The organism is Streptomyces sp. NPDC004126, from assembly GCF_050275515.1.
Lineage (GTDB): Bacteria > Actinomycetota > Actinomycetes > Streptomycetales > Streptomycetaceae > Streptomyces.
Genome location: NZ_JBNNPF010000024.1, coordinates 70,914 through 92,914, shown reverse-complemented (window position 1 = coordinate 92,914; position 22,001 = coordinate 70,914). Strand labels below are relative to the sequence as shown.

24 protein-coding genes and 2 tRNA genes are annotated in these 22,001 nt (G+C 74.2%); 17 read left to right on the top strand and 9 right to left on the bottom strand.

From position 1 onward, the window contains the following. Position 1: 1 nt before the first annotated feature. On the top strand, positions 2-730 hold the full coding sequence (locus tag ACQKM2_RS22975) for an SDR family NAD(P)-dependent oxidoreductase (protein WP_427712483.1): 729 nt from the start codon (positions 2-4) through the stop codon (positions 728-730). After that, positions 727-1,617, top strand: a complete 891-nt coding sequence (locus ACQKM2_RS22970) for an alpha/beta hydrolase (RefSeq protein WP_427712481.1) — start codon at positions 727-729, stop codon at positions 1,615-1,617. The genes ACQKM2_RS22975 and ACQKM2_RS22970 overlap by 4 nt, the downstream gene beginning before the upstream one ends. Positions 1,618-1,667: 50 nt before the next feature. Here the strand turns inward: ACQKM2_RS22970 and ACQKM2_RS22965 are convergent. After that, positions 1,668-1,743: transfer RNA gene (locus tag ACQKM2_RS22965), tRNA-Arg, on the bottom strand. A gap of 79 nt (positions 1,744-1,822) precedes the next feature. On the opposite strand from ACQKM2_RS22965, the gene ACQKM2_RS22960 reads away from it, so the two are divergent. The 4 genes from ACQKM2_RS22960 to ACQKM2_RS22945 all read left to right on the top strand — a co-directional run bounded on the left by ACQKM2_RS22960 (position 1,823) and on the right by ACQKM2_RS22945 (position 4,057). Further along, entirely contained in the window at positions 1,823-2,398 is a 576-nt protein-coding gene (locus ACQKM2_RS22960) for a hypothetical protein (RefSeq protein ID WP_427712479.1), read from the top strand. Between the two features lie 51 nt (positions 2,399-2,449). Next, positions 2,450-2,523, top strand: a tRNA-Lys gene (locus ACQKM2_RS22955). An 89-nt stretch (positions 2,524-2,612) separates the two neighbouring features. Further along, entirely contained in the window at positions 2,613-2,954 is a 342-nt protein-coding gene (locus ACQKM2_RS22950; RefSeq protein WP_427712477.1) for a hypothetical protein, read from the top strand. A gap of 377 nt (positions 2,955-3,331) precedes the next feature. Beyond that, positions 3,332-4,057: a class I SAM-dependent methyltransferase gene (locus tag ACQKM2_RS22945; protein ID WP_427712475.1), complete on the top strand. Its 726-nt coding sequence runs from the start codon at positions 3,332-3,334 to the stop codon at positions 4,055-4,057. On the opposite strand, the gene ACQKM2_RS22940 is transcribed toward ACQKM2_RS22945, so the two are convergent. The 3 genes from ACQKM2_RS22940 to ACQKM2_RS22930 are packed head-to-tail and all read right to left on the bottom strand — an operon-like array spanning position 4,054 to position 7,021. Continuing rightward, the gene (locus ACQKM2_RS22940) at positions 4,054-5,025 is read right to left on the bottom strand and encodes an acyl-CoA dehydrogenase family protein (RefSeq protein WP_427712473.1); all 972 of its coding nucleotides are present in this window, start codon (positions 5,023-5,025) and stop codon (positions 4,054-4,056) included. The genes ACQKM2_RS22945 and ACQKM2_RS22940 overlap by 4 nt on opposite strands. After that, positions 5,025-6,170, bottom strand: a complete 1,146-nt coding sequence (locus ACQKM2_RS22935) for an acyl-CoA dehydrogenase family protein (protein WP_427712470.1) — start codon at positions 6,168-6,170, stop codon at positions 5,025-5,027. The genes ACQKM2_RS22940 and ACQKM2_RS22935 overlap by 1 nt, the downstream gene beginning before the upstream one ends. Beyond that, positions 6,170-7,021 (bottom strand): enoyl-CoA hydratase, encoded by an 852-nt coding sequence (locus ACQKM2_RS22930; protein ID WP_427712468.1) that lies wholly within the window; start codon positions 7,019-7,021, stop codon positions 6,170-6,172. The genes ACQKM2_RS22935 and ACQKM2_RS22930 overlap by 1 nt, the downstream gene beginning before the upstream one ends. Positions 7,022-7,067: 46 nt before the next feature. Here ACQKM2_RS22930 and ACQKM2_RS22925 point away from each other — a divergent pair, with 46 nt between their 5' ends. The 6 genes from ACQKM2_RS22925 (at position 7,068) to ACQKM2_RS22900 (ending at position 13,000) form a co-directional block, all read left to right on the top strand. Further along, complete coding sequence (locus tag ACQKM2_RS22925; RefSeq protein WP_427712466.1) at positions 7,068-8,225, top strand: acyl-CoA dehydrogenase family protein; 1,158 nt, start codon at positions 7,068-7,070, stop codon at positions 8,223-8,225. After that, positions 8,222-9,004, top strand: a complete 783-nt coding sequence (locus ACQKM2_RS22920; protein WP_427712463.1) for an SDR family oxidoreductase — start codon at positions 8,222-8,224, stop codon at positions 9,002-9,004. The genes ACQKM2_RS22925 and ACQKM2_RS22920 overlap by 4 nt, the downstream gene beginning before the upstream one ends. Before the next feature lie 15 nt (positions 9,005-9,019). Next, positions 9,020-9,637, top strand: coding sequence for a TetR/AcrR family transcriptional regulator (locus ACQKM2_RS22915; protein ID WP_007263539.1), 618 nt, complete (start codon positions 9,020-9,022; stop codon positions 9,635-9,637). An 18-nt stretch (positions 9,638-9,655) separates the two neighbouring features. Then, a complete protein-coding gene (locus ACQKM2_RS22910; RefSeq protein WP_427712460.1) occupies positions 9,656-10,813 on the top strand; it encodes an acetyl-CoA C-acetyltransferase in 1,158 nt (385 codons plus the stop codon). A gap of 201 nt (positions 10,814-11,014) precedes the next feature. Then, positions 11,015-11,218: a cold-shock protein gene (locus ACQKM2_RS22905; protein ID WP_390685784.1), complete on the top strand. Its 204-nt coding sequence runs from the start codon at positions 11,015-11,017 to the stop codon at positions 11,216-11,218. A gap of 102 nt (positions 11,219-11,320) precedes the next feature. Further along, entirely contained in the window at positions 11,321-13,000 is a 1,680-nt protein-coding gene (locus tag ACQKM2_RS22900) for a DEAD/DEAH box helicase (protein ID WP_427712457.1), read from the top strand. Positions 13,001-13,073: 73 nt separating this feature from the next. Here the strand turns inward: ACQKM2_RS22900 and ACQKM2_RS22895 are convergent, their stop codons facing one another. From ACQKM2_RS22895 to ACQKM2_RS22875, 5 genes are read right to left on the bottom strand one after another with little or no spacing between them, the layout of a single operon-like run. Further along, a complete protein-coding gene (locus ACQKM2_RS22895; protein WP_427712454.1) occupies positions 13,074-14,015 on the bottom strand; it encodes a tyrosine-protein phosphatase in 942 nt (313 codons plus the stop codon). A 31-nt stretch (positions 14,016-14,046) separates the two neighbouring features. Continuing rightward, positions 14,047-15,114, bottom strand: a complete 1,068-nt coding sequence (locus ACQKM2_RS22890) for an NAD(P)H-dependent flavin oxidoreductase (protein ID WP_362469136.1) — start codon at positions 15,112-15,114, stop codon at positions 14,047-14,049. Between the two features lie 39 nt (positions 15,115-15,153). Then, a complete protein-coding gene (locus ACQKM2_RS22885; RefSeq protein ID WP_427712450.1) occupies positions 15,154-15,891 on the bottom strand; it encodes a CoA-transferase subunit beta in 738 nt (245 codons plus the stop codon). Beyond that, entirely contained in the window at positions 15,888-16,739 is an 852-nt protein-coding gene (locus tag ACQKM2_RS22880; RefSeq protein WP_427712448.1) for a CoA transferase subunit A, read from the bottom strand. Before ACQKM2_RS22880 ends, ACQKM2_RS22885 begins: the two co-directional genes overlap by 4 nt. Then, on the bottom strand, positions 16,736-17,485 hold the full coding sequence (locus tag ACQKM2_RS22875; RefSeq protein WP_427712446.1) for an enoyl-CoA hydratase family protein: 750 nt from the start codon (positions 17,483-17,485) through the stop codon (positions 16,736-16,738). The genes ACQKM2_RS22880 and ACQKM2_RS22875 overlap by 4 nt, the downstream gene beginning before the upstream one ends. Positions 17,486-17,552: 67 nt before the next feature. Here ACQKM2_RS22875 and ACQKM2_RS22870 point away from each other — a divergent pair, with 67 nt between their 5' ends. From ACQKM2_RS22870 to ACQKM2_RS22850, 5 genes are all read left to right on the top strand, one after another. Beyond that, positions 17,553-18,317, top strand: coding sequence for an SDR family oxidoreductase (locus tag ACQKM2_RS22870; protein ID WP_427712444.1), 765 nt, complete (start codon positions 17,553-17,555; stop codon positions 18,315-18,317). Between the two features lie 7 nt (positions 18,318-18,324). Further along, the gene (locus tag ACQKM2_RS22865) at positions 18,325-19,233 is read left to right on the top strand and encodes an SDR family oxidoreductase (RefSeq protein ID WP_427712441.1); all 909 of its coding nucleotides are present in this window, start codon (positions 18,325-18,327) and stop codon (positions 19,231-19,233) included. Between the two features lie 463 nt (positions 19,234-19,696). Further along, on the top strand, positions 19,697-20,359 hold the full coding sequence (locus ACQKM2_RS22860) for a DUF4360 domain-containing protein (RefSeq protein WP_427712439.1): 663 nt from the start codon (positions 19,697-19,699) through the stop codon (positions 20,357-20,359). A 44-nt stretch (positions 20,360-20,403) separates the two neighbouring features. Further along, entirely contained in the window at positions 20,404-21,072 is a 669-nt protein-coding gene (locus ACQKM2_RS22855) for a DUF4360 domain-containing protein (RefSeq protein WP_427712437.1), read from the top strand. 124 nt (positions 21,073-21,196) lie between these two features. After that, a complete protein-coding gene (locus ACQKM2_RS22850; RefSeq protein ID WP_427712434.1) occupies positions 21,197-21,979 on the top strand; it encodes a 2-keto-4-pentenoate hydratase in 783 nt (260 codons plus the stop codon). The last annotated feature ends 22 nt before the right edge of the window (positions 21,980-22,001 follow it).

Sequence of the window (22,001 nt, the reverse complement as noted above, 5' to 3'; positions counted from 1 at the left end):
GATGGTGTCGCTGGAGGGCAAGGTCGTCGTCATCACCGGTGCCGCACGCGGCCAGGGCGCCGCGGAGGCCCGGCTGTGCGCCGGGGCCGGCGCGCGGGTCGTCGTCACCGACCTCCGCGAGGAGGAGGGCCGGGCCGTCGCCGCCGCACTGGGCGGCCAGGGCCTGTACGTACGCCACGACGTGGCCGACGCCGACAGCTGGGCCGGGGTGGTGCGAGAGGCGGTGGCCGCCTTCGGGACGGTGTCCGCACTGGTCAACAACGCCGCGCTGTGGCGCACCGCGCACGTCGAGGAGCAGAGCCCCGAGGGCTTCGAGGAACTGCTGCGGGTCAACCTGCTCGGCCCCTTCCTCGGGATCCGGGCCCTGGCCCCGGTGCTGCGCGCCGGCGGGGGCGGCTCCGTCGTCAACATCTCCTCCACCGCCGGGCTCGTCGGCATCCCCGGCCACGCTGCCTACGGCTCCGCCAAGTTCGGACTGCGCGGGCTGACCCGGTCGGCGGCGCTGGACCTGGCCCCGGACGGGATCCGGGTCAACTCGGTGCACCCGGGGGCCATCGACACCCCGATGGTGGCCGACGCCGTCGCGGGGCGGGACTGGTCGCACGTGCCGCTGGGGCGGATGGGCCGGCCGGGGGAGGTCGGGGAACTGGTGCTGTTCCTGTGCTCGGACGCGTCCTCGTACATCACCGGCGCCGAGTTCGCGGTCGACGGCGGGATGACGGCCCGATGACCCGGGACGGGCTGTCGCCGGCCGCCCGGCGGCTGTGCGACGCGATGGCCGCAGGCTTCCCCGGTCCCGGGGACGCGGCCGCCCTGCGGGCCGCGGTGGCCGCCGGGGCCCCGGCCCGCCCGGCGGGGCCGGAGGTGGCCTCGGTGTACGACACCACCGCGGGCGGGGTGCCGGTCCGGGTCTACGACCCCGCGCCCGGGGCGGCGGGCCGGCCGCTGGCGGTGTACCTGCACGGCGGCGGGTGGGTGATGTGCGGCCCGGACACCCACGACGCCCTGTGCCGCGCCCTGGCCTCGGCCTCCGGGGCGGTGGTCGTCTCCGCCGACTACCGGCTCGCCCCGGAGCACCCCTGGCCGGCGGCGGCCGACGACGCCCTGGCCGTACTGCTGTGGGCGCGGGCCGAGGCGCAGCGGCTGGGCTGCGACCCGGCCCGGGTGGTGGTGGCGGGGGACTCCAGCGGGGGCAACCTGGCGGCCGTCACCGCACTGCGGGCCCCCGGCCTGGTCGCCGGGCAGCTGCTGGCCTACCCGCCGCTGGACGCCTCGATGGGCTCCGAGTCGGTGGCGGCGTACGGGCGCGGGTACTTCCACACCGCCGCGCACATGGCCTGGTACTGGGACCAGTACGGCGGCGACCCCGCCCACCCGCACGTCTCGCCGCTGCGGGCGCCGGACCTGTCCGGGCTGCCGCGCACGCTGCTCGTCCTCGCGGACTGCGACCTGCTGCGGGACGAGGGGCTCGCGTACGCGCGCCGGCTGGGGGAGGCGGGGGCGGACTGCGAGGTACGGCTCTACCCGGGGGTCTTCCACGGCTTCCTGGGCCTGCCGCTGCCGGCCGCGCGGGCGGCGGTGGCGGGCGCGGCGGCCTGGCTCGCGGCGACGCCGTGAGGGGGTGACGGGCGAGGGGGGGCGGCGGGCGAGGGGGCGGCGGGCGAGGGGGCGGGGCGGCCGGATTCGAACCGGCGTCCTCCCCCTTCGCAAGGGGGTGCAACGACCTCTGTACCACGACCCCGCCCGTGTGGCCGATCGTACGGCCCCGCGACGGACGGTGCGCGGGCGGGACGTGCCGGAGTATTCGCGGCATGATGTGTTCATGGCTGAACTGGTCCGGCGGGTGTCGGGGGCGTTGCTGCGCAACTGCCTTCTGTTGGCTGCGGAGTTCGGGGCCGTCCTGCTGCTGCGGGGGCCCGAGTGGGCCTGGGTTCCGGTGCTGCTGGGCCTGTTCGTCGTCGGGGCGCTCGTATCGCACGGCACCGGCGCGGAGTTCGTGGCACGCACCGTCCTCGCCTTCGCCGCCGTCGGGATCGCGGCGCTCGGCCTGAGCGCCTGGGACCGGCACGCCCTCCACGACCGGGGCCGGGTCGAGACGGCCGTCGTGGTCTCGCGGACCATGGTCGAGGACGGCGCCACGCACACCCCGTCGCTGCGGCTGCGGACCGAGGCGGGCCGCGACCTGGCCGGCCCCGTGGCGCTGGACCTCCGGCCGGGCGCCCGGGTGGAGGTCACCGTCGACCCCGACGGCCCCGCCTGGGCCCGCGGCCCCCGCCCGCCCGAACCGCTCTGGCAGGCGGCGGCCACCGCGGCGCTGCTCCTGCTCCAGACGGCGCTGCTGCTGCGGCTGTCGCTGCGCGGGGGCCGGGGCCGGGGTCGGGGCCGGGGTCGGCGCTGAGCCGGGCACGATTTGGAGCACGCCCGCGGACCGGGTATTTTTCCTGTCGAGGCGCCGCTAGCTCAGTTGGTTAGAGCAGCTGACTCTTAATCAGCGGGTCCGGGGTTCGAGTCCCTGGCGGCGCACCTTTCCTTCGGGCGGTTTCCGGTTCATCAGACCGGGGGCCGCCCGAAGTCGTTTCCGCCCGGGCGGCCGCTCGTCTAGGGTCGCGGGCATGTCCACCACCACCCTCTGGCGTCCCACCGGCCCCGTCGAACTCGAACTGGTGCGCGCCCTCGACTGGCGGGCCTGGCCGCCGAGGCTGCCGGAGCAGCCGATCTTCTATCCGGTGCTCAACGAGGACTACGCGGTGCGGATCGCGCGGGACTGGAACGTCAAGCACGACGGTGCCGGCTACGTGACCCGCTTCGAGGTCGACTCGGCCTTCCTGGAACGCTACCCCGTCCGGCAGGCGGGCGGCGAGACGATCCTGGAGCTGTGGGTCCCGGCCGGGGAACTCCCCGAGTTCAACGCGCACATCGTGGGGCGCATCGAGGTGGTGCGGGAGTTCCGCTGACCGGTCCCCTGGCCGGGGGGACCGGGGGCCGCTGCGCGGGGCCGTCCCCTACCCGCCCTTCGCCCGTTCCCCGGGGGCTCCGCCCCGGACCCCCTGGGGGCTCCGCCCCCAGACCCCCGCGCCTCAAACGCCGGCGGGGCTGGAATTTCGCTGCGCGATATCCAGCCCGCGCTGGGGGCACCTCCCAGCGGTAGCTGGGGGAGTTTGAGCGCACCGGGCGCGCAGCGCCCGTACCGGGGTCAGGGGCAGCGCCCCTGGGAACGGTGGAAGGGCGGGGCGGGGACCCCGCCCCGCGCAGCGGCGACCCCGGGAGCCGGGGAAGGGGGTCCGGTGGGAACCCCTTCGTTTTCCGGTCCGGGGTTCGGAAGAATGGCGGGATGACGACGACTCGTGCCCGTTCCTTCGACGCCGCCGCGGCCGCGTACAACGCCCACCGCCCCGGCTACCCCGACGCCCTGTTCGACGCGGTCGAAGCGCTCGCCGGGCGGTCCCTGCGCGGGGCGCGGGTGGCCGACGCCGGGGCCGGGACCGGGATCGCCAGCGCGCTGCTGCACGCCCGCGGGGCCCGCGTCGTCGCGGTGGAGCCCGGCGACGGGATGGCCGCCGAGTTCCGGCGCGCGCACCCCGCGATCCCCGTCGTGCGCGGCGACGGCAACGCGCTGCCGCTCGCTTCCGGGAGCCTCGACCTCCTCACGTACGCCCAGGCCTGGCACTGGACCGACCCCGCCCGCTCCGTCCCGGAGGCCCGCCGCGTGCTGCGCCCCGGCGGGGCGCTCGCCCTGTGGTGGAACGACATGGACGTCCGGGTGCCGTGGATCGCCGAGCAGGACGGCCGGCTGCGGGAGTTCTTCGGGGTGAGCGGGATGCCCGTCCGGGAACACGGGGACGGGCTCGACGTCAGCACCCGCGAGGTCCGCTGGTCGCGCCGGATCCCGCTGGAGGCGCACCTCGCCAACCACGCCACCCACTCGGCGTTCCTCGTCCTCGGGGAGACCCGCACCCGGGAGTTCATCGACGCCGAGCGGGCCCGCCTGCTGGACCTGTTCCCGGACGGGACCGTCGAGGAGGACTACGTCGTCACCCTCCGGGTGTCCGTCTTCTAGCCCACCACCTCCGCCCGGCACTGCGACGGCCCGCCCCACGCGTCGCGCAGTGGGCGGGCCTTGCGCAGCCACAGGGAGAGGTCCAGTTCCTCCGTGTAGCCGACCGCGCCGTGCAGCTGGAGGGCGGTGAGCGCGGCCGCGTACGAGGCCTCGCCCGCGGTCAGCTTCGCCGCCGCCACGTCCGGGCGGGACAGGGACAGCGCCGCCGCCCACAGCAGCGGCCGGGCGAACTCCAGCGCCAGCAGGGTGTCCGCCAGCCGGTGCTTGACCGCCTGGAAACCGCCGATCGGCGTCCCGAACTGGGTGCGCTGCTTCGCGTGCTCCACCGTCCGCGCCAGCAGGGCCTCGCCCACGCCCAGGCACTGCGCCGCCGTCAGCAGCCGCGCCCAGCGCAGGGCCGTCCCGGCCGCCGCCGACACCGCCGGGCCCGCCGCCAGCAGCTCCCCGCCCGCGGGAGGCCGGTACAGGCGCCGCGCCGGGTCGGTGGAGGTCAGCGGGTCGCCGGGGCCGGCGGCCAGTCGCAGCTCGCCGGCCTCCGTCACCGTGAAGCGGTGCGTCACCGCGTCCGCGTCCAGGGCGTACGGGGAGCCGCCCGGCAGCGTCACCGTCGCCGACGCCCCGCCCCCGGCGAGCCCCGGCAGGAAGCGCTTCGACAGGGCCTCGTCGCCCAGCTCCGCGAGGAGCACCGCGGCCGCCGCCGTCTCCACCACCGGGCCGGGCACCCCCGCCCGCCCCAGCTCCACGAAGCCGAGCGCCAGCTCCACCGGCAGCGGGCCCACCCCGTCGTACGCCTCCGGCACGGCCAGCGCGAACAGGCCCGTCCCGGCGAGGGAGGACCACAGCGCCCGCCCGGGCCCGTGCTCCCCGGCCGCCCAGGCCCGTACGGCCGCCGGGACCGCGGCCGCGCCCAGGAGGGAGCGCAGCGTACGGGCGTAGTCGGACTGTTCCTCGGTCGGCAGGAAGCGCATCAGCGGCGGCCCTTCGGGAGGCCGAGCAGCCGCTCGGCGATGATGTCGCGCTGGATCTCGTTCGTGCCCGCGTAGATCGGCCCGGCCAGCGAGAAGACCCACGGTTCGGCCCACTCGCCGTCGGCGAGCTCCGCGTCCGCGCCCAGCAGGTCCAGGGCCGTCTCGTGCAGGGCGATGTCGTACTGGGACCAGAACACCTTGTTCAGGCTGGACTCGGCGCCGATGGCCGCGCCCGCCGCGAAGCGGGAGGCGCCCGCCCAGGTGAACAGCTCGTAGGCGCGGGCCCCGACCACCGCGTCCGCGACCCGGTCGCGCAGCCCCGTGTCGGCGGGGTCGCCCTGCGCGCGCCACAGCCTGACCAGCCGGTCGGCGGCGGCCAGGAAGCGGCCGGGGGAGCGCAGGGTCAGGCCCCGCTCGTTGCCGGTGGTCGACATCGCGATCCGCCAGCCGTGCCCCGGCTCGCCGATGACGTCTTCGTCGGGGACGAACACCTGGTCCAGGAAGAGCTCCGCGAAGGCCGGCTTGCCGTCGAGGCGGCCGATGGGCCGTACCGTCACCCCGGGCGCGCGCAGGTCGAACATCAGGTACGTCAGCCCCTGGTGCGGCTTCGGGGCGTCCGGGTCGGTGCGGAAGATGCCGAAGGCCCGGTCGGCGAAGGCGGCCCGGGAGGACCAGGTCTTCTGCCCGGACAGCAGCCAGCCGCCCTCCGTGCGCACCGCCCGGGACTTCAGCGAGGCCAGGTCGGAGCCCGACTCCGGTTCCGACCAGGCCTGCGCCCAGATCACCTCGCCGCTCGCCATGGAGGGCAGCACCCGGGCCCGCTGCTCGTCCGTGGCGTGGTCGAAGAGGGTCGGCGCGAGGAGGCTGATGCCGTTCTGGGAGACCCGGCCGGGGGCGCCGGCCGCCCAGTACTCCTCCTCGAACACCAGCCACTTCACGATGTCGACGCCCCGGCCCCCGTACTCCTCGGGCCAGGACACCGCCGACCAGCGGTCCGCGTGCAGCTTCGCCTCCCACGCGCGGTGCGCGGCGAAGCCCTCCTCCGTCTCCAGGGAGGGCAGGGGGGCGGCGGGCACGTGGGCGGCCAGCCAGGCCCGCGCCTCGGCGCGGAAGGCCTCCACGTCGGGTGCGTGGTCGAGGTCCATCAGGTGTTCGCCTCCTTCATGGCGGCGACGTCCATCCCGCCGAGCGGGTCCGCCGCGGTCTCCGCGTTGTGGGCGTGCGCGAGGTGGTGCAGGCCGAAGACCGAGTCCATGCCGGTGTGCAGGCCCTGGAGGTCCTCGGCCTGGTTGACGGCCCGCTTGGCGAGGGCCAGGCCGAAGCCGGGCATCCCGGCGATGCGCAGGGCGAGGCGGGCGGTCTCGTCCGCCAGGTCGGCCCGCTCCACGACCCGGTTGACCATCCCGACCTCGTAGGCCCGGCGGGCGGGCATCCGGTCGCCCGTGTACAGGAACTCCTTCGCGATCCGCGGGGGCATCGCCCACGGGTGCGCGAAGTACTCGACGCCGGGGATGCCCATCCGGACGACCGGGTCCGCGAAGAAGGCGTCCTCGCTCGCCAGGATCAGGTCGCAGACCCAGGCCAGCATCAGTCCGCCCGCCACGCAGGCCCCCTGGACGGAGGCGATCACCGGTTTCGGCAGTTCCCGCCAGCGCCGGCACATCCCCAGGTACACCTCCGACTCGCGGGCGAAGCGGGATTCGGCGCCGGGGCGCTGCGAGTGGTCCCACCACAGTCCGGCCCGCCGCTCGAAGGGCAGGTGGGCGTCGCGTCCGGGGGTGCCGATGTCGTGGCCCGCGGAGAAGTGCTCGCCGGCCCCGCCCAGGACGACCACCTTCACCTCGGGGTCGTCGGCGGCGCGGTAGAAGGCGTCGTCGAGGGCGTACGTCATCGCGCTGTTCTGCGCGTTGCGGTAGCGGGGGCGGTTCATGGTCACGTAGGCGACCGGGCCGCGGCGCTCGTAGAGCACGGGGGTGTCGCGGGTGTCGTCGGGCATCCCTGGATCCTTCCCTAACAAGTGTTTGGTAGGTTAACGTACGGCCATGAGCAGCGTCGAGAGCGTCGAGGAGTTCCGCACCGAGGTCCGGAACTGGCTGCGCGCCCACCTCACCGGCCGGTTCGCGGACCTCAAGGGGTGCGGCGGACCGGGCCGGGAACACGAGGCCTTCGCCGAACGCCTCGCCTGGGAACGGCACATGGCGGAACACGGCTGGACCTGCGTCGGCTGGCCCGTCGAGTACGGCGGCCGCGGCGCGAGCACCGCCCAGCAGATCGCCTTCCACGAGGAGTACGCCCTCGCCGACGCCCCCGCCCGCGTCAACCACATCGGCGAGCAGCTCCTCGGCCCCACCCTCATCGCCCACGGCACCGACGAGCAGAGGCGCCGCTTCCTGCCGCAGATCCGGGCCGTGGCGGAACTGTGGTGCCAGGGCTACAGCGAGCCCGACGCCGGCTCCGACCTCGCCGGCGTCCGCACCCGCGCCGCCCTCCACGACGGGCGGTGGACCGTCGACGGCCAGAAGACCTGGACCTCCCTCGCCCACGAGGCCCAGTGGTGCTTCGTCCTCGCCCGCACCACCCCCGGATCCCGCCGGCACGTCGGCCTGTCCTGCCTCCTCGTCCCCATGGACCAGCCCGGCGTGGAGGTCCGGCCCATCACCCAGCTCACCGGCACCTCCGAGTTCAACGAGGTCTTCTTCGACGGCGCCCGCACCGACGCCGCCCACGTCGTCGGAGCCCCCGGCGACGGCTGGGCCGTCGCCATGGCCACCCTCGGCTACGAACGCGGCGTCTCCACCCTCGGCCAGCAGGTCGGCTTCCGCCGCGAACTGGACGCCCTCGCCGCCCTCGCCCGCGCCAACGGCGCCCTCGCCGACCCGCTGATCGCCGACCGCCTCGCCCGCGCCTGGACCGGCCTCCAGGCCATGCGCGCCACCGCCCTGCGCCCCGGCACCGCACCCTCCACGGCCAAGCTGTACTGGGCCCGCTGGCACCGCGACCTCGGCGAACTCGCCATGGACGTGTGCGGCGCCGCCTCCCTGACCGCGGCCGGCGCGCACGGGGACCCGTACGAACTCGACGACTGGCAGCGGCTCTTCCTCTTCTCCCGCGCGGACACCCTCTACGCGGGCTCCGACGAGATCCAGCGCAACATCGTCGCCGAGCGGATCCTCGGCCTTCCGAAAGAGGTACGGGCATGACCGCCCCCGCGTACGTCCCGGCCCACGGGCTCCTCGAAGGCCGCACGGCCGTCATCACCGCCGCCGCCGGGGCCGGCATCGGCGGCGCCACCGCCCGCCGCTTCCTGGAGGAGGGCGCCACCGTCCTGATCAGCGACGCCCACGCCCGGCGCCTGAAGGAGACCGAGGACGCCCTCGCCGCCGAGTTCGGGCCCGGCCGCATAGCCTCCCTGCCCTGCGACGTCACCTCCGAGGAACAGGTGGGAGCCCTCTTCGCGCACGCCGGGGAACTCCACGGCGGCCTCGACGTCGTCGTCAACAACGCCGGCCTCGGCGGCACCGCCGACCTCGTCGACATGACCGACGACCAGTGGGGCCGGGTCCTCGACGTCACCCTGAACGGCACCTTCCGCTGCACCCGCGCCGCACTGCGCTCCCTGAAGGCCTCCGGCCGCGGCGGGGTCCTCGTCAACAACGCCTCCGTCGTCGGCTGGCGCGCCCAGACCGGCCAGGCCCACTACGCCGCCGCCAAGGCCGGGGTGATGGCCCTGACCCGCTGCGCGGCCCTGGAGGCGGCGGAGTTCGGCGTGCGCGTCAACGCGGTCGCCCCCAGCCTGGCCATGCACCCGCACCTGGTGAAGGTCACCAGCGCGGAACTGCTGGACGAACTGACGGCCCGCGAGGCCTTCGGCCGGTACGCCGAACCCTGGGAGATCGCCAACGTCATCGTCTTCCTGGCCAGCGGCTACTCGTCGTACATGACGGGCGAGACGGTGTCGGTCAGCAGCCAGCACGCGTAGCCCGAGAATGGGCCCGTGCCAACGAACAAGCCGAAGAAGACACAGGTGACCGCCTCGCCGGAGCGCCGCCGGGAACTCCTCGACACCGCCGCCGAGGTCTTCGCCGCCCAGGGCTACAACGCCACCACCGTCCGCAAGATCGCCGACGCCGCCGGGATGCTCGCCGGCAGCCTCTACTACCACTTCGATTCCAAGGAATCGATGCTCGACGAGATCCTCTCGGCCTTCCTGAACGAGCTGTGGGCGGGGTACGACACCGTCCTCGCCGCCGGCCTCGGCCCCAGGGAGACCATCGAGGCCCTCGTCACCGAGTCCTTCCGGGAGATCGACCGGCACCGAGCCGCCGTCGCCATCTACCAGAAGGAGGCCCGCACCCTCTCCGCGCAGCCCCGCTTCCACTACCTCTCCGACTCGCAGGTCAAGTTCGAGAAGGCGTGGCTGGGGACGCTGGAGCGGGGCGTCGCCGCCCAGGTCTTCCGCGCCGACCTCGACATCCGCCTCACCTACCGCTTCGTCCGCGACACGGTGTGGGTCGCGGCGTCCTGGTACCGGCCGGGCGGCCAGCACAGCCCCGAGGAGATCGCCCGCCAGTACCTGTCGATGGTGCTGGACGGGATCGCCGTACGCCCCTGACCCGTTGAGGAGCCCGCCATGCCCGAGGCCTACATAGTCGACGCCGTACGCACCCCCGTGGGGCGGCGCGGCGGCGGCCTGTCCGCCGTGCACCCCGCCGACCTGGGCGCGCACGTCCTGAAGGCGCTGGTCGAGCGGTCCGGAGTGGACCCGGCCGCGGTGGAGGACGTCGTGTTCGGCTGCCTGGACACCGTCGGGCCGCAGGCGGGCGACATCGCCCGGACGGCGTGGCTGGCCGCCGGCCTGCCCGAGGAGGTCCCCGGCGTCACCGTCGACCGGCAGTGCGGCTCCTCCCAGCAGGCCGTGCACTTCGCGGCGCAGGGCGTCCTGTCCGGGACCCAGGACCTGGTGGTCGCGGGCGGCACCCAGAACATGTCGATGATCCCCATCGCCTTCGCCTCCCGGCAGGCGGCCGAGCCGCTGGGCCTCACCGAGGGCCCCTACGCGGGATCGGCCGGCTGGCGGGCCCGCTACGGGGACGCGCCGGTCAACCAGTTCCACGGGGCGCAGCTCATCGCCGGGAAGTGGGGGATCTCGCGCCGTGACATGGAGGAGTTCGCCCTGCGCTCCCACCAGCGGGCGCTGCGCGCCATCGACGAGGGCCGCTTCGAGCGGGAGACCGTCGCCTACGGGGAGGTCCGGGTGGACGAGGGTCCGCGCCGGGACACCACCCTGGAGAAGATGGCCGGCCTGAAGCCGGTCGTCGAGGGCGGCACCATCACCGCGGCCGTCTCCTCCCAGGTCTCCGACGGCGCGGCGGCCATGCTGATCGCCTCCGACCGGGCGGTCGCCGAGCACGGCCTGACCCCCCGGGCCCGCATCCACCACCTGTCGGTCCGCGGCGAGGATCCCATCCGCATGCTGTCCGCCCCGATCCCGGCGACCGCGTACGCCCTGAAGAAGACCGGGCTCACCCTGGACGAGATCGACCTGGTCGAGATCAACGAGGCCTTCGCCCCGGTGGTCCTGGCCTGGCTGAAGGAGACGGGCGCCGACCCGGACCGGGTCAACGTCAACGGAGGCGCCATCGCCCTGGGCCACCCGCTGGGCGCCACGGGCGTGAAGCTGATGACCACCCTGCTGCACGAGCTGGAACGCACCGGCGGCCGCTACGGCCTCCAGACCATGTGCGAGGGCGGCGGCCAGGCCAACGTGACGATCATCGAGCGGCTCTAGCGACGGCTCCGACCGGCGGGGCTGGGGCCCGAGTGAAGTGGGTCGCAGCGCCGCCCGGCCGGGGTGTGCTAGCCTCAAGGTGTTGCAGTTGTGGTACCCATGAACATTATGTGCGCCTGACGGGATTGCTCCGCAGGCGCTTTTATTGTTTTTGCCGGATTCTCCCGGATGGGGCCCTTGCCGCCTATTCAGGAGATTCAAATGGCACTTGGCACCGTGAAGTGGTTCAACTCGGAAAAGGGCTTCGGCTTCATCGAGCAGGACGGCGGCGGCCCGGACGTCTTCGCCCACTACTCGAACATCGCCATGCAGGGCTTCCGTGAGCTCCAGGAGGGCCAGCGCGTGTCCTTCGACGTGACGCAGGGCCAGAAGGGCCCCCAGGCGGAGAACATCCAGCCCGCCTAATTTCCTCAGCATGCCGGGGTCCGCGCCGCGAGGTGCGGGCCCCGGCTTGTCTGCATGTCTCGACCTTTGTTCTACCTGCCGGTTTCAGGAGGGCTTTTCCGCATGACCAGCTCCAGCTCCGCACGCCCCAGCCGCCGCCCCACCCGGGGTCGAGGTGCGGCCCAGGGTCGTCCGAAGGCTGGCGCGGGACGGCAGAAGTCCGCCCCCGCCCCCCGGCCCCAGGAATTCACCATGCCCGAGCCGCAGGTCCCGGCCCTCCCGCCGATCCCCGCGTTCGAGGACATGGACATGCCCGAGGCGCTGCTGAAGACCCTCGCCGCCCAGGGCGTCACCGAGCCGTTCCCCATCCAGGCCGCCACCCTGCCGAACTCGCTCGCCGGCCGCGACCTGCTCGGCCGCGGCCGCACCGGCTCCGGCAAGACCCTCGCCTTCGGCCTGGCCCTGCTCTCCCGCACCGCCGGCCGCCGCGCCCAGCCCAAGGCGCCGCTCGCGATGGTCCTCGTACCGACCCGCGAGCTCGCCCAGCAGGTCACCGACTCCCTGAGCCCCTACGCCACGGCCGTCAACCTGCGCATCGCGACCGTCGTCGGCGGCATGTCGATCAACCGGCAGGCCGGCGCGCTGCGCCGCGGCGCCGAGGTGCTCGTCGCCACCCCCGGCCGTCTGAAGGACCTGATCGACCGCGGTGACGCGGACCTCTCGCAGGTCTCGATCACCGTCCTCGACGAGGCCGACCAGATGACCGACATGGGCTTCATGCCGCAGGTCACCGCCCTGCTCAAGCAGGTCGAGCCCGGCGGCCAGACCATGCTGTTCTCGGCGACCCTCGACAAGAACATCGACAAGCTCGTCAAGATGTTCCTGGACGACCCGGTCGCCTTCTCGGTCGACCCGTCCGCCGGCGCGGTCAGCACCATGGAGCACCACGTCCTGTACGTCATGGACGAGACCGACAAGAAGGCCGTGGCGACCCGCATAGCCGCCCGCGACGGCCGGGTCATCATGTTCGTGGACACCAAGCGGGGCGTCGACCGCATGGTCAAGCGGCTCCTCGCCGACGGCGTCCGCGCCTCCGGCCTGCACGGCGGCCGCTCCCAGCCGCAGCGCAACCGCACCCTCGACTGGTTCAAGACCGGCGAGGTCACCGCGCTGATCGCCACCAACGTCGCCGCGCGCGGCATCCACATCGACGACCTCGACCTCGTCGTCAACGTGGACCCGCCGACCGACCACAAGGACTACCTGCACCGCGGCGGCCGCACCGCCCGCGCCGGCGAGTCCGGCAGCGTCGTCACCCTGGTCCTGCCCGACCAGAAGCGCGACATGTCCCGCCTGATGTCGGACGCCGGGATCACCCCGCGCACCGCCCAGGTCAAGTCCTCCGACGAGGAGCTGTCCCGCCTCACCGGCGCCCGCGAGCCCTCCGGCGTCCCCGTCGTGCTGGAGGTCCCCCAGCCCCCGCAGCCCAAGCCGCGCACCGGCTCGGGCTCCGGCTCCGGTTCCTCGCGCCGCCGCTCGGGCGGCCCCCGCGGCGGCTCCGCCACCGGCTCCGCCCCCGCGGCCGGCGGCCGCGGCCGGCGCTCCGGCGGCTCCGCCTCCGGGCAGGCCCCCGCCGCCGGCTCGGGCCAGGCCCGCCGCGGCCAAGGCGGCGGCCAGGGCACCGGCGGCGCCCCCGCCCAGGGCCGGCGCTCCGGCGGCTCGGCCTCCGGCGGCGGTGCCGCCGCGGCCTCCGCGCGCAGCCGCGTCGGCACGGGCGGCCAGGGCCGCCGCCGGGCGGTCTGACCCGCGGCACGGACGACAGGACGCCGGGCGGCGCGCACTGCGCACCGCCCGGCGTTCCGCGTTCCCCGCCCGTTCAGCGGACCAGCTTGTTCTGCAGCTTCACCAGCGTCCGCAGGTCCAGGCCCAGGCCGTCCGTGAGGTAGCCGTAGAAGCCGCCGTAGTCGGCCTCCAGCTGCCCCGTCGCCGCGTCCAGGTAGTCCTGGCGGACCTCCTGGAGCGGGATCAGCAGGTCCGGGTTCTGCATCCGCCCCGACTGCTTCAGACCCGCCCGCACCTGGGCGTCGTACGCCGCCCGGAACGTGTTCGAGGCCAGGTAGTCCCGCTCCGCCGTCTCCCGCGGCACGGCCAGCGACCGCAGCAGGACGTAGCTCAGCCAGCCCGTGCGGTCCTTGCCGGACGTGCAGTGGTACAGCAGCGGACCCTGGTTCCCGTCCGCGATCTCCCGCAGCGTCGCCGCCAGCTGCGCCCGGTTCTCGGGGCCGGTCACGAAACTGCGGTAGACGTCGCGCATGTACGCCTCGGCCCGCCCGCCGCCGAGCATCTGCTCCTGCTTCACGGGGTCGCCGGTGGCTATCGCCCCGACCAGGGTGCCGTACAGGCCCAGGTCGCTGATCGGGCGGGAGGTGGCCGAGAGCCCGGACGGCAGCCGGTCGGCGCCGTCGTACTGGAGCTCCATCGGGATGCGGAAGTCCACGACCTTGGTGAGGCCCAGGCCCGAGACGGTGGTGATGTCCGCCGGGGTCAGCTTGCTCAGCGCGTCGGAGCGGTACACCAGCCCCTGGCGGACCTGACCGCCGGTGTAGGTGCGGTAGCCGCCGATGTCCCGGAGGTTGACGGCGCCCTGGAGGGGGATCTGCCGGATCGTCTCCGGCGCGTACGGCCGGTGCTGCGGGTGCCTGGCGGCGGTGGCGGCGGCGTCCGCCGGCGCCGCGTACGCGGAGGCGGCGGGCAGGGTCAGGGCGGCGAGGACGGCGGCCGCCGCCGCGGTCGCCAGGCGGATTCGGGCACGGCTCATCTTTGCGACTCCTGTCAGCGGAGAAGGGGGATCACCCTGGTGGTGGCAGGGTGTGGAGCGAGTGCAGTGCTTCCATTGCCTGTCGTGCTTCGGCCATGACCCGGGAGACGAGTTCCGCACAGGACGGCAGATCCTCGATCACCCCCGCGACCTGGCCCGATGCCATGACGCCGAGGTCCGTACGGCCCTCGACCATGGACGCCTTCAGGAGCATCGGGGTGTTCGCCGCCAGCAGGACCTGGCTCCAGGACAGGTCCTTGCCGTGCTTCATCGCCAGGCCGTCGCGCACCATCTGCGCCCAGGACAGGCCCGACAGCTTCCGGAAGCCGGCCGCGTGCCGCACCGCCCGCGCCAGCGCCCCGGCCCGGCCCGACCGCTCCAGGGCCGTGACCAGCTCGGTGCGCAGCATCCGGTGCGGCAGCCCGTCGACCGCCGTGGTGACGGTGACGTCCTTGACCGTGGCCTTCAGGTACTCGGCCTTCACCGCGTCCGGGACGGTGGAATCGGAGGTCAGCAGGAAGCGGGTGCCCATCGCGATGCCCGCCGCCCCGTACGCGAGGGCCGCGACCAGGCCGCGGCCGTCGCTGAAGCCGCCCGCCGCGATCACCGGGATGTCCACCGCGTCGACCACCTGCGGCAGCAGCACCGTGGTGGCCACGTCACCGGTGTGCCCGCCGCCCTCGCCGCCCTGCACGACCACCGCGTCCGCACCCCAGGCCGCGACCTTCTCGGCGTGCCGGCGCGCCCCGATCGAGGGGATCACCACCACCCCGGCGTCCTTCAGCCGGGCGATCAGCTCCCGGGACGGGGCGAGCGCGAACGAGGCCACCCGCACGCCCTCGTCGATGATCAGCCGCACCCGCTCGGCCGCGTCCCCGGCGTCCGCGCGCAGGTTCACCCCGAACGGCGCGTCCGTACGGGACCTGACCTCCTGGACCGCCGCCCGCAGCTGGTCCACGGTCATCGTCGCCGAGGCCAGGACGCCCAGCGCCCCCGCGTTCGCCGCCGCCGAGACCAGGCGCGGCCCGGCCACCCAGCCCATGCCCGTCTGCACGATCGGGTACCGGACCCCGACCAGCTTGGTGAATGCCGTCTCCATCGCCGCTCCCTCGCTCCCTCGCTCCCTCGCCGCCGCGCCTCAGACCCGGACTTCCCGGTCGCGCAGGCCCCGGGGGTCGATCACCTCGCGGATCAGCCGCAGCTCCTCGGCGCCGGGCTCGCGCGTGTACGGGACGTCGTCCGCGACCGCCAGCTCGAACCCGGTCGCCGCGCGGACCTGCTCGACCGTGACCCCCGGGTGCAGGGAGGCCAGGCGCATCGAGTGGTCCGGGCCGGTGAAGTCGAAGACCCCGAGGTCGCTGACCACCCGCGGCAGCCGGTGGAAGCGGGCCACCCCGGCCGCCTCCGCCCGGTCGTAGCCCACCCCGCTGACCATGTCGACGCGCTCGACGAACACCCGGGGGGAGTGCTTGGGGACCCAGTAGCTCACCGGGTTGTTCAGGGTGTTGACGGGCGCGCCGCGGACCCCGAGGAGCTGGCGGGAGGGCCGCTCCCAGTCGCCGATGCAGGAGATGTTCTGGTTGCCGTACCGGTCGATCTGGCTGGCGCCCATCATCACGTGCCGCCGTCCGCCGGTGACCATCGTCAGGTGGCGGCGGTACGGCAGCCAGCCCTCGGGCGTGCCGTCGAGGCCGACGAGCAGGGCCTCGCCGTCGGTGAGCAGCAGGTCGGGGGAGAAGGTGCGCTTGGCGAGCCGGGCCCCGAAGGAGGGGATCAGCCCCATCGGGCTGGCGAGGACCTCGCCGTTGTCGCGCCAGGCCTCGGCGCAGGCGATCACGCAGTGTTCCGGTCGGGTGGCGGCGGTCGCGGCGGTCACTTCTGCTCCTCGTGCCAGGTCCGGACGGCGGTCTGGTAGTCGTGCTCGCTGCCGCCGGCCAGGAAGCGGGCGGCGAACTCGGGCCAGGGGGTGGACGCGTACAGCTTCTGGAAGGCCTCGTCGCGGTCGTATTCGGGCGCGCAGGAGGTGAAGTGCGCGCCGTTCGGGGTCTCCACGACGCCGGTGACGGAGTGCCGGCTGACCAGGAGGGACTGCGGGGGGCCGGACTTGGCCAGCTCGGCGGTCTCCACGAGCTGTTCGCAGGAGACGTAGGCGGCGTCGGCGGCCTCGCAGAAGAGGTCGTCGAAGTAGGGGTCGGGGCCCAGGTACTGGGCGTTGCCGAGCCGGTCGGCGCGGTTGAGGTGGACCAGGGCCGCGTCCAGGCGCAGGGCGGGGACGGCGACGAACTCCTCGCCGTCGGCGTACGGGGAGGTGACGGTGCGCAGTTCGGGGTTGACGCGCATGACGTCGGAGCCGAGGCCGGCCCGGACGGGCATGAAGGGGAGCCGGTTCGCGGCGGCGTGCAGCCCCCACATGAACATGGCCTCGTCGTACTCGGTGAGGGCGATGGCCCCGCTCTCGCGGGCGGCCCGGAAGTTGGGCTCCAGGGCGATGGAGTCGAGGGTGGCGAAGGGGGCGACGAGTCTGCGGATCCGTCCGGCGGCGGCCAGCAGTCCGACGTCGGGGCCGCCGTACGAGACCACGGTGAGATCGGTGATCTCGGAGCGGAGCAGTGCCCGCACCAGGGCCATCGGCTTGCGCCGGGAGCCCCAGCCGCCGATGCCGACGGTCATTCCGCTGCTCAGCTGCCCGACCACCTCTTCGGGGGTCATCGTCTTGTCCGTCATGCGGTCCGTCCTTTGCCGAAGGTGTCGCGGACGCGGTCGGCGACCCCGCTGAGGTTCGCCTCGAAGGTGAAGCCCTGTTCGAAGCGGTAGCTGCGGCGCACGTCGACGGGGTCGATGCCGTTGATGGCCGCCTTGGCCAGGCGGATCAGGTAGCCGTCCTTCTTGGCGATCTCGGCCGCCAGCTCCAGGGCGGCGTCCCGCAGCCGTTCGGGCGGGACCACCTTCCAGACGGAGCCGTGCGCGTGGAGTTCGGCGGCGGTGGCGGTGCGCGAGGTGTAGTACAGGGCCCGCATCAGGTGCTGCGGGACGAGCCGGGCCAGGTGGGTGGCGGCGCCGAGGGCGCCCCGGTCGAGTTCCGGGAGCCCGAAGACGGCGTCCTCGCTCGCGACGATCGCGTCGGCGTTGCCGACCAGGCCGATGCCGCCGCCCAGGCAGAACCCGTTCACGGCGGCGACCACCGGCACCTCGCACTCGTAGACGGCGGCGAAGGCCTCGTAGCAGCCGCGGTTGGCGCCGACGAGGGCGGCGTGCCCGTTGTCGCGCTGCATCTCCTTGATGTCGACCCCGGCGTTGAAGCCCCGGCCCTCGGCGGCCAGGACCACGCAGCGGACCTCGGGGTCCCGGCCGGCGGCGCGCAGCGCGTCGGCCAGGTCGTACCAGCCCTGGACGGGGAGCGCGTTGACGGGCGGGAAGTCGGCTGTGACGAGTGCGATGCCCTTGGCCGGGCCGGAGGTGGAGACACCCATGAGCGGATCAGCTACCTTTCCACCAAACATTTGTTAGGTGCTTGCCAGGTGAGGAAGGTAGCAGCCGATGGAGCTCAATGGGAGGGTTGTCGTCGTCACCGGCGGAACCCGGGGGGTGGGCGCCGGGATCGCGCGCTCGTTCCTCACGGCCGGGGCGGAGGTCGTCGTCTGCGCCCGGCGGCCGCCGCGGGAGCCGGTGGCGGCGGACGGGCGGCGGGCCGCCTTCACCGCCGTGGACCTGCGCGACCCGGCCGCCGTACGGGAGCTCTTCGACGCCGTCGGCGAGCGCCACGGGCGGCTCGACTGCCTGGTGAACAACGCCGGCGGGACCCCGTACCGGCTGCTGGGGGAGGGCGGCGCCGAGCGGCACGCCCGGGTCGTCGAACTCAACCTGGTGGCCCCGATGACGGCCTCGCTCGCCGCGTACCCGTGGCTGCGCGAGAGCCGCGGCTCGGTCGTCATGGTCGGCAGTGTCAGCGGCACCCGCCCCTCGCCCGGGACGGCCGCCTACGGCGCGGCCAAGGCGGGCCTGGAGAACCTGGCCCGCTCGATGGCCGTGGAATGGGCGCCCGAAGTACGCGTCAACTCGCTCGTCCTGGGCATGGTGCGGACCGAGCTGGCGCACCTGCACTACGGGGACGAGGCGGGCGTCGCGGCGGTCGGCGCCACCGTGCCGCTGGGACGGCTGGCCGAACCCTCGGACGTGGGGGAGGCGGCGGTGTTCCTGGCCTCCGGCCGGGCGGGCTACGTGAGCGGCGCGAGCCTGCTGGTGCACGGCGGCGGGGAACGGCCCGCGTTCCTGGACGCGGCAACGGTCAACAAGGAGAGCTGAGGCGGACATGGGCATTGCGGACGGACGCGTGGTGATCGTGACGGGCGCGGGACGGGGACTGGGCCGGGCCCACGCCCTGGCCTTCGCGGCGGAGGGCGCGCGGGTGGTCGTCAACGACCTCGGGGTGGGCGTGGACGGCCGGCCGGGGCCCGACAGCCCGGCGTCGCTGGTCGTCGAGGAGATCCGGGCGCGGGGCGGCGAGGCGGTGGCGCACGGCGGGGACATAGCCTCGGAGGGGGGCGCGGCCTCGCTGGTGGACTGCGCGGTTTCCGCCTTCGGCGGCCTGGACACCCTGGTCAACAACGCCGGGTTCCTGCGGGACCGGATGCTGGTCAACCTCGGGGAGGCCGACTGGGACGCGGTGATGCGGGTGCACCTCAAGGGGCACTTCCTGCCGCTGCGGGCGGCCGCCGCGTGGTGGCGGGCCGAGGCGAAGGCCGGGCGGCCGCGGGCCGCCCGGGTGGTCAACACCTCCTCGGGGGCGGGGCTGCTGGGCTCCGTCGGCCAGGGCAACTACAGCGCGGCCAAGGCGGGGATCCTCGGCCTGACGCTGGTGGCGGCGGCCGAGATGGACCGGTACGGGGTCCAGGTCAACGCGATCGCCCCGGCGGCGCGGACCCGGATGACGGAACAGACCTTCGCCGAGTCCATGGCCCCGCCGGAGACCGGGGACTTCGACGCGATGGCCCCGGAGAACGTGTCCCCGCTGGTGGTGTGGCTCGGCTCGGAGGACTCGGCGGGGGTCACCGGGCGGGTGTTCGAGGTGGAGGGCGGCCGGATCACGGTGATGGAGGGCTGGCGGCCGGGCCCCACCGCCGACCGCGGCGCGAGGTGGACTCCGTCCGGTGCGGGGGCGGCCGTCACGAAGCTCCTCGCCGACGCGGAACCGGCCCAGCCGGTATACGGGGCCCGCTGACCCGACCCCGGCCGCAGGCCGCCGGGACCTGGCGGGTGCGGGTGGGGGCCGCTGCGCGGGGCTTGCCCCTCCCCGCCCTTCCACCGTTCCCAGGGGCTCCGCCCCTGACCCCGGTACGGGCGCTGCGCGCCCGTCGCCTCAATGGCCGCGCCGGCGTTTGAGGCGCGGGGGTCCGGGGCGCCGCCCCGGTGAGCGGGAGAGGGGCGGGTAGGGGACCTCGCCCCGCGCAGCGGCGCACCTCTGGGGGAACCGGCCATCGTGGCGGCGGGGGTGGATCAGGGGCGGCGGCCCCGGCCTGGTGGGCGGTGTGGAGCGGGGGGCGGAGCCCTCGGTTCCGGCCAGGGGGCGGGGGCGGGGGGACCCCGGAGCGGCCTTGGCCGTATCACGCCCTCCCCGCCCCAGCGGCAGCGTGATGGCATGTCCACGCCGAAATCCCAATTCCCGATCCGAATGGGGACCCCGCATGCCGCTCCGCAGAATCGCCGTCGGCGCCGCCATCACGGTGCTCTCGGCCGTGGCCGCCGCACCCGCCCAGGCCCACGCCCCGGCCGACCCCCCGTACATCCCGCCGCCCGGCCGCATCACCGTCGACGTCGTCGGCGTCAACGGCTCCGGCTGCCCCCAGGGCACCGCCACCGTCGCCGCCGCCTCCGACAACACCGCCTTCACCGTCACCTACAGCAACTACCTCGCCCAGACCGGCGCCGGCTCCGGCGGCACCGACTTCCGCAAGAACTGCCAGCTGGCCCTGCGGATCCACGTCCCCCAGGGGTTCACGTACGCCATCGCCCGCGCCGACTACCGCGGCTTCGCCCACCTCCAGCGCGGGGCCTACGGCCAGGAGCGCGCGAACTACTACTTCCAGGGCAACGCCCAGACGGCCCGCACCACCCACCAGTTCAACGGCCCCGTCAGCGACAACTGGCAGGCCAGCGACCAGACCGAGTACGCCGACCTCGTCTGGGCCCCCTGCGGAGAGGAGCGCAACCTCAACGTCAACACCGAACTGCGGGTCTACGGCGGCACCTCCAGCCCGCAGGCGCTGAGCTTCATGAGCATGGACTCCACCGACGGCAGCGTCAGCACCGTCTACCACTTCGAGTGGAAGGAATGTCCCGCCGGCTGACGCAGGTGCCCGAAGCAGCTACCCGAAGGTCAGGAGTGACAACGATGTCTCGTCCCAGGACCCGCACCCTGCTCATCGGTGCCGCGGCCGCCGCGCTGGTCACCGCCTCCACCCCCGCCGTCGCCGGCGGCCCGATCACCGTCCCGCCCGACAAGATCGTGATCGAGCTCGCCACCGTCAACGGCTCCGGCTGCCGCGAAGGCACCGCCCAGGTCGCCGTCGCCCCCGACAACACCGCCTTCACCGTCACCTACAGCGACTACATGGCCCAGGTCGGGCCCGGCGCCCCGCCGACCGCCTTCCGCAAGAACTGCCAGCTCAACCTCCGCGTCCACGTGCCCTCCGGCTTCACCTACGCCATCGTGCAGGCCGACTACCGGGGATTCGCGTTCCTCCAGCCCGGCGCCTCCGGCCAGGAGCGGGCGAACTACTACTTCCAGGGAATGCCGCAGACCTCCCAGCGGACCCACCAGTTCACCGGCCCCCTCAACGACAACTGGCAGACGAGCGACAAGACGGAGTACGCCGACCTCGTCTGGGCCCCGTGCGGCGAGAAGCGCAACTTCAACATCAACACCGAACTCCGGGTGAACGCCGGCACCTCCAGCCCCCAGGCCACCAGCTTCATGGCCATGGACTCCACCGACGCCAGCGTCAGCACCCTCTACCACCTCGCCTGGCAGGTCTGCCCCGGCGGCCCGAAGAAGGGCTAGCCCCCGCCGGCGGCCACGCCACCGGGCCGGTGTTCCCGCTCAGCGGGAACACCGGCTCCCGCACGCCACCGCCCCGCGCCTACCGTCTGCGGCACCACACACCACCGCAGCCGGGAGGACCCCCATGCCGAACGAACGGCTCAGGCGCGAGGCCGCCGGGCTGCTGCGCGCGGCGGAACTGGCACGGACGCCCGTACGCCCGCTGGCCGAGCTGTTCGAGGGGATCGGCACGCAGGACGCGTACGAGATCCAGCTCCTGAACGTCCGCCGCCGCTGCGCCGACGGCGCCACCGTGACCGGCCACAAGGTCGGCCTCTCGTCGCCCGTCATGCAGGCGATGATGGGCGTCACCGAACCCGACTACGGCCACCTCCTCGACACCATGGAGCTGAGCCCCGGCACCCCCGTCCGGGCCGCCGCGTACTGCGCGCCCCGGATCGAGGTCGAGGTCGGCTTCGTCCTCGGCGCCGACCTGCCGGGGGAGGGCTGCACCGAGGCCGACGTACTGGCCGCCACCGAACGCGTCGTGCCCGCCCTGGAACTCATCGACAGCCGCATCGCGGACTGGCGCATCACGATCGCCGACACCATCGCCGACAACGCCTCCTCCGCCGGCTACGCCATCGGCGAGGGCCGCGACCCGCGCGAACTGGACCTGAAGGCCATCGAGGCCCGCCTCGACAGCGACGGCGAAACCCTCGCCGCCGGCCGCTCCGACGCCGTGCTCGGCGACCCCGCCACCGCCGTGGCCTGGCTGGCCCGCACCGTCGCCCGCTTCGGAGTCCGCCTGCGCGCGGGCCACCTGATCCTCCCCGGATCCTGCACCCGCGCCGTCGACGTCCACGCCGGACGGACCTACACCGCCACCTTCACCGGGCTCGGCCCGGTCTCCCTCTCCTTCCGCTGACCTCCCTCCCGCTGAACGCTGA

Coding starts and splice junctions, on each gene's coding strand:
- ACQKM2_RS22875 (WP_427712446.1), bottom strand. CDS start 17,485: ATGGGTGTCTCCACCTCCGGCCCGGCCAAGGGCATCGCACTCGTCACA.
- ACQKM2_RS22935 (WP_427712470.1), bottom strand. CDS start 6,170: ATGGACCTCGACCACGCACCCGACGTGGAGGCCTTCCGCGCCGAGGCG.
- ACQKM2_RS22920 (WP_427712463.1), top strand. CDS start 8,222: ATGACCGCCCCCGCGTACGTCCCGGCCCACGGGCTCCTCGAAGGCCGC.
- ACQKM2_RS22970 (WP_427712481.1), top strand. CDS start 727: ATGACCCGGGACGGGCTGTCGCCGGCCGCCCGGCGGCTGTGCGACGCG.
- ACQKM2_RS22860 (WP_427712439.1), top strand. CDS start 19,697: ATGCCGCTCCGCAGAATCGCCGTCGGCGCCGCCATCACGGTGCTCTCG.
- ACQKM2_RS22890 (WP_362469136.1), bottom strand. CDS start 15,114: ATGGAGACGGCATTCACCAAGCTGGTCGGGGTCCGGTACCCGATCGTG.
- ACQKM2_RS22945 (WP_427712475.1), top strand. CDS start 3,332: ATGACGACGACTCGTGCCCGTTCCTTCGACGCCGCCGCGGCCGCGTAC.
- ACQKM2_RS22925 (WP_427712466.1), top strand. CDS start 7,068: ATGAGCAGCGTCGAGAGCGTCGAGGAGTTCCGCACCGAGGTCCGGAAC.
- ACQKM2_RS22880 (WP_427712448.1), bottom strand. CDS start 16,739: ATGACGGACAAGACGATGACCCCCGAAGAGGTGGTCGGGCAGCTGAGC.
- ACQKM2_RS22855 (WP_427712437.1), top strand. CDS start 20,404: ATGTCTCGTCCCAGGACCCGCACCCTGCTCATCGGTGCCGCGGCCGCC.
- ACQKM2_RS22900 (WP_427712457.1), top strand. CDS start 11,321: ATGACCAGCTCCAGCTCCGCACGCCCCAGCCGCCGCCCCACCCGGGGT.
- ACQKM2_RS22930 (WP_427712468.1), bottom strand. CDS start 7,021: ATGCCCGACGACACCCGCGACACCCCCGTGCTCTACGAGCGCCGCGGC.
- ACQKM2_RS22865 (WP_427712441.1), top strand. CDS start 18,325: ATGGGCATTGCGGACGGACGCGTGGTGATCGTGACGGGCGCGGGACGG.
- ACQKM2_RS22870 (WP_427712444.1), top strand. CDS start 17,553: ATGGAGCTCAATGGGAGGGTTGTCGTCGTCACCGGCGGAACCCGGGGG.
- ACQKM2_RS22895 (WP_427712454.1), bottom strand. CDS start 14,015: ATGAGCCGTGCCCGAATCCGCCTGGCGACCGCGGCGGCGGCCGCCGTC.
- ACQKM2_RS22975 (WP_427712483.1), top strand. CDS start 2: ATGGTGTCGCTGGAGGGCAAGGTCGTCGTCATCACCGGTGCCGCACGC.
- ACQKM2_RS22950 (WP_427712477.1), top strand. CDS start 2,613: ATGTCCACCACCACCCTCTGGCGTCCCACCGGCCCCGTCGAACTCGAA.
- ACQKM2_RS22905 (WP_390685784.1), top strand. CDS start 11,015: ATGGCACTTGGCACCGTGAAGTGGTTCAACTCGGAAAAGGGCTTCGGC.
- ACQKM2_RS22910 (WP_427712460.1), top strand. CDS start 9,656: ATGCCCGAGGCCTACATAGTCGACGCCGTACGCACCCCCGTGGGGCGG.
- ACQKM2_RS22940 (WP_427712473.1), bottom strand. CDS start 5,025: ATGCGCTTCCTGCCGACCGAGGAACAGTCCGACTACGCCCGTACGCTG.
- ACQKM2_RS22850 (WP_427712434.1), top strand. CDS start 21,197: ATGCCGAACGAACGGCTCAGGCGCGAGGCCGCCGGGCTGCTGCGCGCG.
- ACQKM2_RS22960 (WP_427712479.1), top strand. CDS start 1,823: ATGGCTGAACTGGTCCGGCGGGTGTCGGGGGCGTTGCTGCGCAACTGC.